This window comes from Bradyrhizobium sp. HKCCYLS3077, from assembly GCF_051167555.1.
In the GTDB taxonomy this organism is placed as follows: Bacteria; Pseudomonadota; Alphaproteobacteria; order Rhizobiales; family Xanthobacteraceae; genus Bradyrhizobium.
This window is the reverse complement of sequence record NZ_JBNPTH010000002.1, coordinates 408,715-423,290: the sequence shown is the minus strand read 5'-3', so window position 1 is coordinate 423,290 and position 14,576 is coordinate 408,715. Positions and strand designations below refer to the sequence as shown.

At 66.1% G+C, this 14,576-nt stretch carries 13 protein-coding genes; 4 read left to right on the top strand and 9 right to left on the bottom strand.

Going from position 1 to position 14,576, the window contains the following annotated elements; translation table 11 throughout:
• Positions 1-207 precede the first annotated feature (207 nt).
• From ACQR0Z_RS07940 to ACQR0Z_RS07920, 5 genes are all read right to left on the bottom strand, one after another.
• A complete protein-coding gene (locus tag ACQR0Z_RS07940; RefSeq protein WP_434918260.1) occupies positions 208-1,134 on the bottom strand; it encodes a polyphosphate kinase 2 family protein in 927 nt (308 codons plus the stop codon).
• Positions 1,131-1,847: an NUDIX hydrolase gene (locus ACQR0Z_RS07935; protein WP_434918259.1), complete on the bottom strand. Its 717-nt coding sequence runs from the start codon at positions 1,845-1,847 to the stop codon at positions 1,131-1,133. Before ACQR0Z_RS07935 ends, ACQR0Z_RS07940 begins: the two co-directional genes overlap by 4 nt.
• A 2-nt stretch (positions 1,848-1,849) precedes the next feature.
• Positions 1,850-2,863: an ABC transporter substrate-binding protein gene (locus tag ACQR0Z_RS07930; protein WP_434918258.1), complete on the bottom strand. Its 1,014-nt coding sequence runs from the start codon at positions 2,861-2,863 to the stop codon at positions 1,850-1,852.
• A gap of 63 nt (positions 2,864-2,926) precedes the next feature.
• Positions 2,927-3,712, bottom strand: a complete 786-nt coding sequence (locus tag ACQR0Z_RS07925) for an ABC transporter permease (protein WP_434918257.1) — start codon at positions 3,710-3,712, stop codon at positions 2,927-2,929.
• Between the two features lie 202 nt (positions 3,713-3,914).
• Entirely contained in the window at positions 3,915-4,727 is an 813-nt protein-coding gene (locus ACQR0Z_RS07920) for an ABC transporter ATP-binding protein (protein WP_434860745.1), read from the bottom strand.
• 122 nt (positions 4,728-4,849) lie between these two features.
• Between ACQR0Z_RS07920 and ACQR0Z_RS07915 the strand changes: the two genes are divergently transcribed.
• Together ACQR0Z_RS07915 and ACQR0Z_RS07910 are read left to right on the top strand one after the other, a co-directional pair.
• Positions 4,850-5,644 carry an ATP-binding cassette domain-containing protein gene (locus ACQR0Z_RS07915; RefSeq protein ID WP_434918256.1) on the top strand — a complete coding sequence of 265 codons (795 nt, stop codon included), beginning with the start codon at positions 4,850-4,852 and terminating at the stop codon, positions 5,642-5,644.
• Positions 5,641-7,197 carry an ABC transporter permease/substrate-binding protein gene (locus ACQR0Z_RS07910; protein WP_434918255.1) on the top strand — a complete coding sequence of 519 codons (1,557 nt, stop codon included), beginning with the start codon at positions 5,641-5,643 and terminating at the stop codon, positions 7,195-7,197. Before ACQR0Z_RS07915 ends, ACQR0Z_RS07910 begins: the two co-directional genes overlap by 4 nt.
• A 184-nt stretch (positions 7,198-7,381) precedes the next feature.
• Here the strand turns inward: ACQR0Z_RS07910 and ACQR0Z_RS07905 are convergent, their stop codons facing one another.
• The gene (locus ACQR0Z_RS07905; RefSeq protein WP_434918254.1) at positions 7,382-7,777 is read right to left on the bottom strand and encodes a rhodanese-like domain-containing protein; all 396 of its coding nucleotides are present in this window, start codon (positions 7,775-7,777) and stop codon (positions 7,382-7,384) included.
• A gap of 277 nt (positions 7,778-8,054) precedes the next feature.
• Between ACQR0Z_RS07905 and ACQR0Z_RS07900 the strand changes: the two genes are divergently transcribed.
• On the top strand, positions 8,055-9,722 hold the full coding sequence (locus ACQR0Z_RS07900; RefSeq protein ID WP_434918253.1) for an outer membrane protein: 1,668 nt from the start codon (positions 8,055-8,057) through the stop codon (positions 9,720-9,722).
• Positions 9,723-9,771: 49 nt separating this feature from the next.
• Here the strand turns inward: ACQR0Z_RS07900 and ACQR0Z_RS07895 are convergent, their stop codons facing one another.
• From ACQR0Z_RS07895 to ACQR0Z_RS07885, 3 genes are all read right to left on the bottom strand, one after another.
• On the bottom strand, positions 9,772-11,481 hold the full coding sequence (locus ACQR0Z_RS07895) for a sulfatase-like hydrolase/transferase (RefSeq protein WP_434918252.1): 1,710 nt from the start codon (positions 11,479-11,481) through the stop codon (positions 9,772-9,774).
• 225 nt (positions 11,482-11,706) lie between these two features.
• Complete coding sequence (locus tag ACQR0Z_RS07890) at positions 11,707-11,988, bottom strand: hypothetical protein (RefSeq protein ID WP_434860739.1); 282 nt, start codon at positions 11,986-11,988, stop codon at positions 11,707-11,709.
• A gap of 7 nt (positions 11,989-11,995) precedes the next feature.
• Positions 11,996-12,853: an SDR family oxidoreductase gene (locus ACQR0Z_RS07885; RefSeq protein ID WP_434918251.1), complete on the bottom strand. Its 858-nt coding sequence runs from the start codon at positions 12,851-12,853 to the stop codon at positions 11,996-11,998.
• A 529-nt stretch (positions 12,854-13,382) separates the two neighbouring features.
• On the opposite strand from ACQR0Z_RS07885, the gene ACQR0Z_RS07880 reads away from it, so the two are divergent.
• Positions 13,383-14,495, top strand: a complete 1,113-nt coding sequence (locus ACQR0Z_RS07880) for a DUF2336 domain-containing protein (RefSeq protein WP_434860737.1) — start codon at positions 13,383-13,385, stop codon at positions 14,493-14,495.
• Positions 14,496-14,576 lie beyond the last annotated feature (81 nt).

The following is a 14,576-nucleotide window of genomic DNA, read 5'->3' as shown; positions in this document are numbered from 1 at the left end:
TCGTGGATGTACGCGCCGCTCTCTCCTCCGTCATTCCGGGGCGCGCGCAGCGCGAGCCCGGAATCCATAGCCACAGGCGGTTGTTGCTTCAGCGACTCGCCGTGGCAGCAGCTCGCCCCTCATAAGCGGTCGGGGTTATGGATTCCGGGCTCGCGCTGCGCGCGCCCCGGAATGACGACCGTGGGCGAGGTCAGCACCTTGCACCACTCACTCCCGCTTTTTCTTCCCGCCCTTGCCCTCGTTCTCCAGCGCCTTGCGCACGGCCTTGAACTCCTCGCGCGCCCCGGCATCGACGCGCGGGAAATGCAGGTCGAGGCTCTCCAGCGCGGCGACAATGGTCGAGCCGATCACGACGCGGGCGAACCATTTGTGGTCGGCGGGCACGACGTACCACGGCGCATGGGCCGTCGAGGTGTGGCGCACGATGTCCTGATAGACCGCCTGGTAGCGGCTCCACTTGGCGCGCTCGGTGACGTCGCCCATCGAGAACTTCCAGTTCTTCGCCGGCTGCTCCAGCCGGTCGAGGAAGCGCTCGCGCTGCTCCTCCTTGGAGATGTTGAGGAAGAACTTCAGGATCACGGTGCCGTTGCGGCTGAGATAGCGCTCGAAGGCGGAGATGTCCTCGAAGCGCTCGTGCCAGATGTTCTTGGTGACGAGCTTCGGCGGCAGCTTCTCGGCCTTCAGGATCTCCGGGTGCACGCGCGTGACCAGGCACTCCTCGTAGTAGGAGCGGTTGAAGATGCCGATGCGGCCGCGCTCGGGCAGCGCCAGCATCGTCCGCCACATGAAGTCGTGGTCGAGCTCCTTGGAGGTCGGCTGCTTGAACGAGGTCACCTCGCAGCCCTGCGGATTGACGCCCTCGAAGATGCTCTTGATGGCGCTGTCCTTGCCCGAGGCATCCATGCCCTGCAGCAGCACCAGCACCGACCAGCGGTCCTGCGCGTACAGCTTCTCCTGGAAGTCGGCGAGCCGCTTGCGGTTCTGCTCGATGATCGCCTCGCCCTGCTCCTTGTCGAGGCCGCCCTTCACCTTGGTCTTGTGCGACTTCAGATGAAACTTGTGGCCGCCGTCGATCCGGAACGGCGAGATGTAGTCGTCGAGCTCGCTGGCGAGCGTGCGCGCTGTCTTGCTCATGGGGACGGCTCTCCGGCGGCAAACTGCGTTTCGAGGAAGGCGGTAACGAAGCGCGGCATCGCGGCCGTCAGGTCGTTCCTCGTTCGAACGAGCCGAATACCTGCGAGTTCCGGCTCGTCCTGCGCGGCGAGATTGGCCTCGATCCGACGCTGCAGGACGTCGCCGGTCTCGGCGGCGTCGAGCACACGCATCAAGGCGATCGAGGCGCCGGTCACGACGCAGTCCCAATGCGCCGACGACACATAGTCGGAGGGTGCGAGTCCGGTCTCCTCCTCGACCTCGCGCGCGACATTGGCGGCGAGATCGATCGTGCCGCCATCGACATCGTCGAGATCAGGCGTGCCCGCGGGAAAATACAGCCGGCCCGCATTGGCCGTGTGCGCGCCCATCTCCCCGAGCACGAAGGCGCCATCGCTCGACCGCAACGCGCCCATGCCGAAGCCGTTGAAGGCCGTGCGGTCGGGACAGCCCCAGTCGCGCCAGGCAAGAAGGCTGGCGAAATCGGTCTCGAAATAGCTGGCCGAGAACTGTCCGTGATCGAAGCGTGCATTGCGCCCGAGCAGGATACGGCCGTTCCACAGGCCGGGCTTCTCGCGCTGCCGCTCGGCAAAATGCGCCGCGATGTCGTCGCGGCGCTCTCGCGCGAACGGCCAGTCCCACGGCTCGACCTTGACGTCGAGCGTGGTGACGCGATGAATGACGACGTCGGTCATCCCTACTTCGCGGCCTTGGCCTGCTCGACGAACTTGTTGGTGAACGTCTTGCTGACGTCGATATTGGCCTTGGCGACTTCGGGCGAGCCGGTCGAGAACACCGCGAGCACGGCATCCGCACCCTTCGGGTCCATCTTGCCGGTCTGCGAGTACATCGGGATCGTGTTCTTCAGCGCGGCCAGATACAGCGCCTTGTCCTTGCCGACCAGCTCCTCCGGCATCTTCGCCATGATCTCCTCCGGCGTATGCGAATGGATCCAGCCGAGCGTGGCGACGATCGCGTTGGTCAGCGCCTGCGTCTCCTTCTCGTGGCCGGCGATCCAGGCCACCGTCGAATACAGCGCGCCGCCGGGATATTCGCCGCCGAACACCTCCAGCGTGTCGTGCTGGGTGCGGGTGTCGGAGAGGATCTTGAGATCGGGGTACGCACCCTGCAGCACCGTCACCGAGGGATCGAGCATGACCGCCGCATCGATTTGGCCCTGCTGCATGGCGGCCACCGCGGTGGCGCCGAGGCCGACGCCGATCACGGCCGTGCCTGCGGGATCGAGGCCGTTCTTCTTCAGCATGTATTTCAGGAAGAAGTCGGTCGAGGAGCCCGGCGCGCTGACGCCGACCTTCTTGCCGGCAAGATCCTTGATCGAGTTGATCTCCTTGTTGTGCGACGGCGCCACCACCAGCACGAGGCCGGGATAGCGGTCGTACACGACGAAGGACTGCATCTCCTGCTTCTTGGCGGCGAGATTGACGCAATGATCGAAATAGCCGGAGACGACGTCGGCGCTGCCGCCGAGCACGGCCTTCAGCGCGTCCGAGCCGCCCTTGAGGTCGACGAGCTCGACGTCGAGTCCGGCCTTCTCGTACTCGCCGAGCTGCTTGGCGAGCACCGTCGGCAGATAGCACAGACAGGCGCCGCCGCCGACCGCGATCGTCACCTTCGTCGCCGCGCTCGCCAGCCCCGTGCTCAGCGTCAGCGCCAGCAGCGCGCCGGTCACCCGGCCGATGATCTTGTTCATTGGTTTCCTCCGTTCATGTCGTTGGTCAGATTAGGCGTGTCGGTGTGGATTGAGAAGATCGCCCTATCGTCCATCCGCTGCATCCGGGCGCCACACCAGCAGGCGGCGTTCCACCAAGGTGACGCAGATGTCGATCAGGATGACGAAGGCCGACAGCACGAACATGCCGGCGAACACGCCGGCGACATCGAACACGCCCTCGGCCTGCTGGATGAGATAGCCGAGGCCCGCGGCCGAGCCGAGATACTCGCCGACGACGGCGCCGACCACCGCGAAACCGACCGAAGTGTGCAGCGAGGAGAACATCCACGACAGCGCGCTCGGCCAATACACATGGCGCATCAGCTGCCGCTCGCTCATCCCCAGCATGCGCGCGTTGTCGCGCACCACGGTCGAGACCTCCTTCACGCCCTGGTAGACGTTGAAGAAGACGATGAAGAACACGAGCGTCACGCCGAGCGCGACCTTGGACCAGATCCCCAGGCCCAGCCACAGCGTGAAGATCGGTGCCAGCACCACGCGCGGCAGCGCGTTGGCCATCTTGACGTAAGGGTCGAACACGGCGGCGACCAGCGGCTTGCGCGCGAACCAGAACCCGACCAGCACGCCGCCCAGCGAGCCGATCGTGAACGCCAGGATCGACTCCCACAAGGTGATCGCGAGATGCTTCCAGATCGTGCCGGTCGAAAACCATTTGACGACCTGGGCAAACACGTCGACCGGGTTGGAGAAGAAAAACGGCGGCAGCAGGATGCGGCCGAACACCGGCACGGTGGCCAGGAACTGCCACAGCGTGATGGCGACGATGGCGACGAGCAGTTGCAGGGCGAGCAGGGTGACACGCGACATCAGGCTGCTCCGCTCAGTGCGGTGTGCGCGCGCGCGCAGCCGCGGACGCCGCTGCGCTCCCCTCCCCCTTGCGGGGAGGGGCCGGGGGTGGGGGTCCCAGCAAAGATTCGTTCTCGGGGGACCCCCACCCCCAACCCCTCCCCGCAGGGGGGAGGGGAGTCTGAGCTGAGCGCTTGGCGGGCAGCAATATTCAAACGCCCCATCACACCGCCTCCGCCTGCTTGTAGGTCTTCTCGACCTCGGCCTTCAGCGTCTGCCAGATCTCGCGGTGCAGCTCGTGGAACTCGTGCTTCATGCGCACCTCGAAGATGTCGCGCGGGCGCGGCAGGGTCACGCGCCAGTCGCCGATGATGCGCGAGGCGGGACCGGCGGACATGATGACGACGCGGTCGGCGAGCGCGATCGCCTCCTCCAGGTCGTGGGTGACGAACAGCACCGCCTTGCGGTCGGCGTTCCAGAGATCGAGCAGGAGATTGCCCATGATCTGCCGGGTCTGCGCATCCAGCGGACCGAACGGCTCGTCCATCAGGATGATGCGGGGATTGCGGATCAGCACCTGCGCAAGGCCGACACGCTTGCGCTGGCCGCCAGAGAGCATGTGCGGATAGCGGTTGCCGAAGGCGCCGAGGCCGACCGACGTCAGCCATTGCTGCGCCTTCGCGGCCGCCTCGCGCGCGGACGTGCCGGCGACCTCGAGCCCGATCGCGACATTCTCCAGCGCCGTCTTCCAGGGGAACAGCGCGTCGGCCTGGAAGAGATAGCCGGCCTCGCGGTTGAGCCCGGCGAGCGGCTGGCCGAAGATCCTGACATCGCCGGCCGCGGGCTTCAGCAGCCCGGCCGCGACGTTGAGAAGAGTGGACTTGCCGCAGCCGGTCGGCCCGACGATGGCGACGAACTCGCCGTCCGCGACCGCGAGGTCGGCCGTCTCGACGGCGGTATAGGTGCGTCCGCCAGCGAGACGGAATGCCACCGTCGTTCGCTCCAGTGCGACCGCGGCGGCCGAAGGCTGCGTCACGTCCAAGTTCCTCCCCGAAAATGGTCCGGACGGCTTAGCCGCTTGCGCCGCGAAGTTCAACGCAGGCGCGGGACGTGCTAGGTCAGTGGGAGCCGAGGCCTCTCGCGCCCGAAAAAGGCCGCATGCAACGCACGCCCCTGATCACCTACAGCAACGTCCGCAAGTCCTTCTCCGGCGCGGCCGGCGCCGTGACGGCGGTCGACGACGTCTCGCTGGAGATCGCCGAGGGCGAGTTCCTCGCGATCGTCGGCGGCTCCGGGTCCGGCAAGACCACGCTGCTGCGCCTCACCAACCGCCTGATCGAGGCCGACGGCGGCACGATCCGGATTGCCGGCGAGGACATCGGCCGCCTCGAACCGGTCAGCCTGCGCCGCCGCATCGGCAACGTGTTCCAGAACGGCGCGCTGTTTCCGCACATGACGGTTGCCGCCAACATCGGCATCACGCCCAGGCTGCTGGGTACGCCGGCGAACGAGATCGCCGCGCGCGTCGACGAGCTGCTCGAGCTCGTCCAGCTCGACCGCACAGCGCATCGCGACCGCCTGCCGCACGAGCTCTCCGGCGGCCAGCGCCAGCGCGTCGGCGTCGCCCGCGCGCTCGCCGCAAAGCCTCGGATCGTGCTGATGGACGAGCCGTTCGGCGCGCTCGACCCGCTGACGCGCGATGCGCTGGGCCAGGATTATCGCGCGCTGCACGACAAGCTCGGGCTGACGACGCTGATGATCACCCACGACATCACCGAGGCGCTGCTGCTCGCCGACCGCATCGCGGTGATGCGGACGGGCCGCCTCGTCGAGGTCGGCACGCCCGCCGAGCTCGCCGCCAGCCGCGAGAGCTACGTGACGGAGCTGATGACGACGCCGCGGCGCCAGGCCGCGCGGCTCGCGGCCCTGCTGCCCGAGAGCGGCGCCGCATGAGCCTGTTGTCCGATCCGCGCTTCACCGAGGCCCTGTCGCATCTCGCCGACTATCTCGGCAGCCATCTGCGCGTCAGCATCGCAGCGCTGGCGCTCGGCCTCGTGATCAGCTTTCCGCTGGCTCTGATCGCGCGCAACCGCCCTGCCCTGCGCAATCTGCTGCTCGGCCTCGCCAGCGTGGTCCAGACCGTGCCCGGGCTGGCGCTGCTGGCATTGTTCTATCCATTGCTGCTGGCACTGGCGGCGCTGAGCCTGCGCTGGTTCGGCGTTTCATTCTCCGCGTTCGGATTCCTTCCCGCGGTGCTGGCGCTGGCGCTGTATTCGATGCTGCCGGTGCTGCGCAACACCATCACCGGGCTGAACGGCGTCGATGCCAGCCTGATCGAAGCCGCCAAGGGCGTCGGCATGACCGAGCGCCAGGCGCTGACCATGGTCGAGCTGCCGCTGGCGCTGCCGGTGATCATGGCCGGCATCCGCACCGCCGCGGTGTGGGTGATCGGCACCGCGACCCTGTCGACGCCGATCGGCCAGACCTCGCTCGGCAACTACATCTTTGCCGGGCTGCAGACGCAGAACTGGGTTCTGGTCGTGTTCGGCTGCGTCGCCGCCGCGATGCTGGCGCTCGTGGTCGATCAGTTGCTGTCGCTGATCGAGCATGGCCTGCGCACCCGCAGCCGCGCCCGCATCGGGCTCGGCACCGCGACGATCGCGCTGATGGTCGGCCTCAGCCTGCTGCCGTCGCTGGCCGGCAGCTCGGCGCGCTACGTCATCGGCGCCAAGACTTTCACCGAGCAATATGTGCTGTCGGCGCTGATGAGCGAGCGGCTGCAGGCGGCGGGTCTCTCGGCGGCCACGCGCGCCGGGCTTGGCTCCAGCGTCATCTATGGCGCGCTGAAGAGCGGCGACATCGATCTCTATGTCGAGTATTCGGGCACGCTATGGGCCAACCAGTTTCATCATACGGAGCAGTTGCCGCGCGCCGCGCTGCTCGATGTGCTCAGGCAGGATCTCGCGAAGGACAAGGTCACGCTGCTCGGCGAACTCGGCTTCGAGAACGCCTATGCGCTGGTGATGCCGCGCAAGAAGGCCGAGGCGCTCGGCATCCGCTCGATCGATGACCTCGCCCACCACACGCGCGAGATGTCGATCGCGGGCGACTACGAATTCTTCTCGCGTCCGGAATGGGCCGCCTTGCGCGATGCCTATGGCCTCGCCTTCCGCGCGCAGCGCCAGATGCAGCCCGACTTCATGTATGCGGCGGTGGCCGCCGGCGAGGTCGACGTCATCGCCGGCTACACCAGCGACGGGCTGATCGCGAAATATGATCTCGTCGTGCTCGCAGATCCCAAACAGGCGATCCCGCCCTATGATGCGATCCTGCTGCTCTCACCAAAGCGCGCCGACGACCGCGCGCTGCAGGATGCGCTGCGCCCCCTGCTCGGCCGCATCGACATCGTCACGATGCAGCAGGCCAATCTGCGGGCGTCCGGCAGCGATGCCGAGTCCTCGCCGCAGGCAGTCGCGCGCTGGCTGTGGAGCAGGATTTCGAAGTAGAGCCCCACTGTTTCAGAGCGGTCATTGCGAGCGTAGCGACGTGTCCGCCGAAGCTCGCAGAGCGAAGGCGGAAGCAATCCAGGGGCTAAAATGCACATCGTCCGTGTCGCCCCTGGATCGCTTCGCTGCGCTCGCGATGACGGCGGGGCTTGGAGCAGGCTTTCGCCTGCCCCATGCACGCAAGCTACATCCCCGGCTCGATCGGCTTGTCGACCGCGCCGCCGCTCTCGGCCCAGTCCTTGAACGCGCCGACGTTGAAGACCTTGTCGTAGCCGAGATCCTTGAGCGTCTTTCCCGACAGCGCCGACCGTCCGCCGGAGGCGCAATACAGAATGATGCTCTTGTCCTTGGCAAAGGCCTTGTCGTGATAGGGCGAGTCCGGATCGGCGCGGAATTCGAGCATGCCGCGCGAGACGTGGTGAGCGCCCTCGATCTTGCCGCTCTTCTCCACCTCCGGCGCATCGCGCACGTCGAGCACCAGCGTGTTGCCCTTGGCGATCATCGCCTGCGCCTCGGCCGGCGTGATCTTCGGCACCGCGGCATTGGCCGCGGCCAGCATGTCCTTCACAGACGTCGTCATGTCGATCTCCCTTCATCCTGGGGCTTTCGAACTAAGCATCGCCCGGGAGCTTGTCATCCTCCATTCGTGTGACTGATCACGATCAACTGTGACCCGATCACCCGCGACTTGGTAGTTCCCACAGGGAACCCGACTGTTGCAGCGCAGCTACAGCTGAGAACGGCATGCACTGCTATGTTACCACAAATTGCATTGTGTTTCCTGGGGCGATTTTGACATGCGCCGATCGTTGCCGACCTCTTTTCTTGCCTTGAACTCAGTCCTGATCACGAGCGCAATGCTGGGCACGGTCGCTCAAGCCGCGGATCTCCCTCTGAAAGCTCCTGCTCCGATCGCCGCTCCCGCCTGGGCTGGCTTCTATGTCGGCACCGGCTTCGGCTTTCGCGCCAATGATGCCGACCTGAGCGTCAGATCGGCCACCGACACCAGCAACGCGCCGGTCATCCAGAACATGTTCGTGGCGGCGAATTGCTTTGTCGGCCTGCCCTGCGCCACGGGCCAGAGCTTCAACGCCACCGCGTTCCGCGTCAGCCCCTATGCCGGCTACAACTGGCAGTTCGATCAGTTTGTCGCAGGCATCGAAGGCGAGTTCGGCTTTGCGGACCAGAGCCGCACCTCGGGCAGCTATTATCCGGCGCCGTCGTTGTTTCGTCCGGGCTCGACGACCAATTCGTTCATCTTCAAGACCACCTGGGACGCCAGCATCCGCGCCCGCGCCGGCTACGTGATCGACCCGAGCCTGCTGGTGTACGGCACGGCCGGCCCGTCCTGGATCCACGTCGAGACCACCTCGAACTGCAGCACGCTGACGGCCTTCGACGGCGACTGCGCGGCGGGCGGCGCCCGTGCCTTCGGTCCAGCCAACATTACCAACAGCAAGACCCTGCTCGGCTACACCGTCGGCGGCGGCCTGGAGGCCCTTCTGACGCCGAACTGGATCGCCCGCGCCGAATATCGCTATTCCGACTACGGCCGCACCTCGGACACCAACGTGCGCAGCTCGGTGAACGGCACGCAGACCGTGACCTACGACACCGCTCTGCGCACCCACACCGCGACCTTCGGCATTGCCTACAAGTTCGGCGGCGGACCGCTGGCCAGCAGCCTGGCGGCCTATGCGGCCATGCCGGAGACCGCCTCCTGGGCGGGCTTCTATGTCGGCACCACAGCCGGCGTTCGCGCGAACAATGTGTCGTCGCGGGTCAACAAGGACGTGCTCGCGACCAGCTTCTTCACCTCGGATCTCGCGGCCAACTGCCAGTGCTTCCTCGACAGCGCCTATGACACGACCGCGGCGCGGATCGGTCCTTACATCGGCTACAACTGGCAGATCGCGCCGCGATGGGTCGTCGGCATCGAGGGCGATGCGGCCTATGCCAGCGCGCAGGCGACGACCTACGGCTATTCCTTCCCCGGTACGGCCCTGAACGGCTCCAGCGGCGGCATGAACGACAGCTTCAGCGTCCGCACCAAATGGGACGCCAGCATCCGTGCCCGCCTCGGCTTCGTGGTCAATCCCTCGGTCATGCTCTATCTGACGGGCGGCGCCGCCTGGACGGAGATCGAGCAGACCTCGCGCTGCGACACTGCGGTCAAGGCCCTGCTCACGGCGCCCGGATTTGCCAGCGCCGAGATCGGCAGCTGTGCGCCGGGCCTGAAGAGCCCTGCCGTGATCAGCCAATCCAGCATCCGCCCCGGCTTCACCATCGGCGCCGGCGGCGAGACCAAGCTTGGCCGCAACTGGGTCCTGCGCGGCGAATATCGCTACACCGATTTTGGCACCGCCAACTTCACCAGCGCCCGCAGCTGCGCCAGCACGGCCACGTTCGATCTCCCGGGCTACGGCACCGCCGTGATCCCCTGCTTCGCAACCGAGACCATCAGCAACTCGGTCCGGCTGCAGACCCATGCGGCGATGTTCGGCATCTCCTACAAGTTCGATTGAGAGCGCCCGATGGAGGGCGCACCGCAACACGCTTTGCGCGTTGTGGCGGCTACAGCCCCCTGATCAGCTCGGCGTCGATCAGCATGTGGTTGAAGCGGCGCGCCTCGGCGCCGTCGCCGCAGGCGTAGAACACGCCCTTGCAGCGGAGCATGATGTCCTTCTGCTCGGCGAAGGACGGATCGAGCGGAATGCCGGCGGCCTCCAGCGCGACCAGCGGCAGATAGGCGGCGTCGATCGAGTCCATCATGACCGCGCTCTGCCGCGGCTCGAAATTGACGGCGTCGATCGCGTAGTAGGTCTGATAATAGCGCGGATCATAGCTCTCCAGCTTGGCGCCGATGCCGGCTTCGTCGAGCTTGGGGTCGAGGATGTGCGGCGAGAATTCCGGCTGGTGATCACCGTAGCGCACGATCAAGAACGGCTGGTCGCCGAACCGCTTCTTCAGGCTCGCCAGGAAGCGCTGATAGTCGGATGCGCTCATCGCCTGCCGGCGCAGATATTCATCGATCGACGGCAGATTGCCCGGCGCGCGCCAGGATGGCGTCAGATCAGGCCGGAACGTCGTCTCCCAGGGGAAATGATTGGCCGCGAGATAGACGAACATGAACAGCGGCTTGTTGCGCTGCCGCTGCTGCATCAGGTCGAGCGCGGCATCATAGAAGAAGCCGTCGGGCTCGATGCCCTTGGCGCCGAGATCGCGCGCGTCGAGGAAACGGTCGACGCCGACCGTGGTCTGGAAGCTGCGCGCGTTCATGAAGGCGCCATGCGCGGGATACAGCGAGACGGTGTCGTAGCCGCATTGGCGCAGCGCCAGCGGCAGGCCGCGTTCGACACGGCCTGAGGCGATCCGGGTCACGAAATAGGCGAAGCGGCCGAACGAGCGCGACGACAGGCCGGCCAGCACGTTGTACTCGGTGAACCAGCTCGGACCGCCATTGCTCTCGGCCATGAAGCGGCGCGCCTTGCCGTCGAACGACTGGAAGTGGCTGCCATAGCCGGCGGGCACCTTGATATCGGGCGCCGAGCGGATGTCGAAGCTCGACTCGTCATGGATCAGAACGATGTTCGGCCGGCGTCCCGTCGGATGGCAGGCGTCGGGAAGCATGGCGGCCAGCTTGCGGTCGGCCGTGGCGTCGGACTCCATGAAGCCGTGGGCTATGAAGTCCGAGACCGCGGTGACGCCGGAGCGGGCGAATTTGGACAGATAGCCGTCGTCGTAATAGCCGCGCCAGGCTTCGTCGCGCCAGTTCAGCGAATACAAGGTCAGGGCGGCGAGGCAGGCGAGCTTGCCGGCCAGCGCCGGCAGCCGCGCAATGCGGAACGGATCGACCCACCATAGCAGTCCCATCAACGGCAGCAGGACCGCCCCCGCCACCAGCACCGACAACCGCAGATTCGGGAAGATCGTGAACAGGAAGGCGGCGCTGTCATGATCGATCAGCATGACGTCGACGAAGTTCGCAGTCATCTGCACGACGGAATGCTTCAACTGCGACAGCAGCACCAGCACGACGACCATGCTCAGCGCCAGCGCGCCCGACACCGCCGGCCGACGCAACAGCACCAGCCAGAAGCCGTTGAGAATGCCCCAGGCCAGGACGAAGCCGAGCCGGGAGCCGAAATCGGTCTCGGTGTGCAGCATCAGCGCCAGCGCTGCGACATGGGGCGCGGCGACCGCGGACATCCGCACGGCGGCAGACCGCGTCGCACTCCCGGCCGTGAGGGTCGTGATCGGTTCGTGGTTTGGCGTGAGCGACATGCGGCGGCGATACTCGGACAGGAGTGCCCCGCGCCGGCACATGCCGACAGATCGAGGAACGCGCTAGCCTGTCATGCGACCGTAATCAAATCGTCACAAATGACAACAACCGGATTCACACGGAATGTCGCGGGCGCGATCTGGCGCTGCAGCGACCGAGCGGCGCAGCGCTATCAGTTCGTCCGTTGTCGAACGTTCATTTTCGCAAGACGACGCCGGCCGGCTTCAACGGCTCGTCGCGGTCCGCTCGGAGGCGGCGGGCGGCGCCCCCTCCTCGATCAGGTGAAATTCACGCCCCAGCCGGCGTTGCACGCTCATGACTGCGCGGTCGATGTCGCTGATCAGGCTGTCGCCGAGCACGACGTGCGGAATTTCCCAGTTGCGGCCGCTGTGAACGTCGAGCGCCTGCACGGCTGGGACGCGCGCGGTCTCGCATCCCGGCTCCGCGCGGATCGCCTCCTCGACCAGGCGGGTGAGCTCCGCCTGGGTCTTGCCGGTCGTCGTCATTCCGCGATCAGCCTCGGCTCGCCGGCATCAGGCCGAGCCGTTTGGCGATGATGCGGTCGACCATCCGCTTGGGCAGCGCGCGGGCAATCCATTGTTGCAGGGCATCGGGCGCGATCTCGTCGCGCACCTTCGGTGACGGCGCGGTCAACGCCGCGAACACGCGTTCGGCAATGGTCTCGGCCGGCAGTCCGGTCTTGCCGAGATGCAGCATGTAGCCGCGGATTTTCTGCAGCGCCGGGAAATACGGCGAGGCCTGATAGGGCGACAGGTCGACCTCCTCCGCCTTGTCCCAGATCGGCGTCTTCACCGCGCCCGGTGCGATGATGACGACGTCGATGCCGAACAGCATCAATTCGCGGCGCAGGCTCTCCGAGAGTCCCTCGAGCGCATGCTTCGAGGTCGAATACGGCGCCAGCAGCGGATTGCCGTTGCGGCCGGCGACCGAGCTGATCATCACGATGCGCCCGCGCGGCCCCGTCATGGCCGGATCGGTCCCGAGCAGCGGGGCGAACGCCTGGGTCGCGATGACCGGGCCGATGACGTTGACCTCGAGCTGATGGCGGAATTGGTCGATCGGCAGCTCCGTCAGGGGACCGGCGACCGCGATGCCGGCATTGTTGACGAGCCCCGCCAGCGCCTCGCCGTTGAGCGCCGCGCGTACCTCGCCGGCAGCAGCCTTCACGGCCGCCTCGTCGGTGACGTCGAACAGCATCGGCGCGAAGCCGGCGCCGAGCTCAGCGCGCAGCCGGTCCGCATCGGCCTGCTTGCGAACGCTGCCGAATACCCGGAAGCCGCGTGTGAGCAGCAGCTTCGAACAGGCGAAACCAATGCCGGTGGATGCCCCGGTGACGACGACGGATTTCATGGCGGCCTCAGCGCTTTATGGCGCGACTATCGCACGAGAGGCGGCAGGATGCTGGGGTTGTTTTTGACGCTTGAACTCGCATCGCCGGCGGGAGCGATCGCGCCGCATCGGGCGTCGCCCGACGGGAGCGGGGCGGGTCCTCTCAAGAATGTGATTTAAACTTCAAAACTTGCTTCGATGTCAGCTGACGTGAAGTCGCGAGAGGCATTCAAATCGGTTGAAGAATGGCCTCTGACCTTATGAGATCATTAACCTTTTCATCATTTCCACTGACGCCGAAGGCCGCCCCATGCCCATCGGCCTCCTCCGCAGCTGCCTTTTAGGCCAATCTCGTGCCTGGGCCCGCGATTCCCCTTTAGACGCGTCGTGTTAATTTTCCGTCTCCGTGTTTCTCCGGAGTACTACGCCCCGTCAGCCTAACACATTGTTATCGTCCATACCGAAAACTGACCCTGCCGACAGACTGCAGTGGGGCAGAGAGCGGTCCTGCATTGCTGCTGCGCCGGCCTTCCGGACAGACGAGCGTAACGTGCAACAGCCAGAACAGCTTCCACCTTCAGAACATTCGATCATCGCCGAACTCGAGGAGGCCGTCCGTGGCGGCTCCTCGGAAAAACGGGTGCACACGCTGCGCCAGGTCACCAATCTGTTCCTGCATGACGGCGAGCGCCTCAGCGAGGATCAGATCAAGGTGTTCGACAACGTGCTGTGCATGCTGGTGTCACGCGTCGAGACCCGTGCGCGCGCCGAGCTCAGCAAGCATCTTGCTCCGGTGGATTACGCCCCGGTCGAACTGATCCAGCAACTGGCCCGCGACGACGAGATCTCGGTCGCCGAGAGCGTGCTGATGCACTCGACCCGGCTCTCGGAGCATACGCTGGTCGAGGTCGCCGCGACCAAGGGCCAGGATCACCTGATGGCGATCTCCAGCCGTCCGCATCTGACCGAGGCCGTCACCGACATCATTGTCGACCGCGGCGAGCGCCGCGTCATCCGCACGCTCGCCAACAACCAGACGGCGCGCTTCTCCGAGACCGGCTATTCCGGCATGATGGCGCATGCCGAGGACGACGACGAGCTGAGCGAGATCATCGGCCTGCGCGTCGACCTGCCCAGCAAGCACCTCCGCGACCTCCTGCGTCGCGCCACCGAATCCGTCCGCGCCAAGCTGATGGCGTCGGCGTCGCCGGCGCTGCAGAAGGAGATCAAGAAGATCCTCAAGACCATCACCGACGCCGCGCGCAGCGACGGCGGCCTGGTCGGGCGCGACTTCACGATGGCCGAAGAGGCCGTGAAGCGCATGAAGGGCTTGAACGAGCTCAACGACACCGCGATCGCCTTTTTCGCCGAGACCCGCCGCTTCAGCGAGGTCGCCGCGGCGCTGGGGCTGCTCAACAACGTTCCCACCGAGATGATGGCCAAGGTGCTGGAGGGGCCGCGCACCGACATCGTGCTGATCCCCTGCCGCGCCGCCGGGCTGGCCTGGACGGTGGTGGCGAAGATCCTGACCCACCGCCCGATCAAGCACGCCATCGACAGCGAGACACTCAAGCTCGCCGAGCGCGACTACGGCCGGCTGTCGCTCGACACGGCCCAGCGCACGCTGCGGTTCTGGATGGTGCACAACAAGGTCGACAAGTGAGCGGGCGGAGCCTGCTCCTTGACTGACTGAGGGCGCTACCCTCCGCCGCACCTCACCGCTCGCGCCACCTCCTCCGCCCTT

Coding starts and splice junctions, on each gene's coding strand:
- ACQR0Z_RS07940 (WP_434918260.1), bottom strand. CDS start 1,134: ATGAGCAAGACAGCGCGCACGCTCGCCAGCGAGCTCGACGACTACATC.
- ACQR0Z_RS07935 (WP_434918259.1), bottom strand. CDS start 1,847: ATGACCGACGTCGTCATTCATCGCGTCACCACGCTCGACGTCAAGGTC.
- ACQR0Z_RS07930 (WP_434918258.1), bottom strand. CDS start 2,863: ATGAACAAGATCATCGGCCGGGTGACCGGCGCGCTGCTGGCGCTGACG.
- ACQR0Z_RS07925 (WP_434918257.1), bottom strand. CDS start 3,712: ATGTCGCGTGTCACCCTGCTCGCCCTGCAACTGCTCGTCGCCATCGTC.
- ACQR0Z_RS07915 (WP_434918256.1), top strand. CDS start 4,850: ATGCAACGCACGCCCCTGATCACCTACAGCAACGTCCGCAAGTCCTTC.
- ACQR0Z_RS07910 (WP_434918255.1), top strand. CDS start 5,641: ATGAGCCTGTTGTCCGATCCGCGCTTCACCGAGGCCCTGTCGCATCTC.
- ACQR0Z_RS07905 (WP_434918254.1), bottom strand. CDS start 7,777: ATGACGACGTCTGTGAAGGACATGCTGGCCGCGGCCAATGCCGCGGTG.
- ACQR0Z_RS07900 (WP_434918253.1), top strand. CDS start 8,055: ATGCTGGGCACGGTCGCTCAAGCCGCGGATCTCCCTCTGAAAGCTCCT.
- ACQR0Z_RS07895 (WP_434918252.1), bottom strand. CDS start 11,481: ATGTCGCTCACGCCAAACCACGAACCGATCACGACCCTCACGGCCGGG.
- ACQR0Z_RS07890 (WP_434860739.1), bottom strand. CDS start 11,988: ATGACGACGACCGGCAAGACCCAGGCGGAGCTCACCCGCCTGGTCGAG.
- ACQR0Z_RS07885 (WP_434918251.1), bottom strand. CDS start 12,853: ATGAAATCCGTCGTCGTCACCGGGGCATCCACCGGCATTGGTTTCGCC.